The organism is Microtetraspora sp. NBRC 16547, assembly GCF_030268965.1.
Taxonomy (GTDB): domain Bacteria; phylum Actinomycetota; class Actinomycetes; order Streptosporangiales; family Streptosporangiaceae; genus Microtetraspora.
The window spans coordinates 1-255 of record NZ_BSSE01000142.1 but is presented as its reverse complement, the minus strand read 5'-3'; the positions used below and the strand labels follow the sequence as shown (position 1 = coordinate 255).

The following is a 255-nucleotide window of genomic DNA, read 5'->3' as shown; positions in this document are numbered from 1 at the left end:
CACCAGTCACCGCACACCAGGAGGTACCAGAGCATGAACGCGACCAACGACACCGTCACCCCGGCCGCGGCCGACTCCGGCGCGTCCGCGACCGAGCGGTTCTTCACCGACAAGTCGAGCTCGGTCGTCGACACGTCCCCCGAGCGTGTCAGTCTCCTCGCCCGCGAGGTGCTGGAGGCGGTCCACGCGACGATCCGCCGCCACAAGGTCACCTATGACGAGTACAACGCGCTCAAGGCGTGGCTGATCGGCGTC

The 255-nt window shown here is 67.8% G+C and carries 1 protein-coding gene; it reads left to right on the top strand.

The features are described 5' to 3' along the window. Positions 1-33: 33 nt before the first annotated feature. A partial coding sequence (locus tag QSK17_RS35975; RefSeq protein WP_285711177.1) for a dioxygenase occupies positions 34-255 on the top strand: 222 nt, incomplete at its 3' end.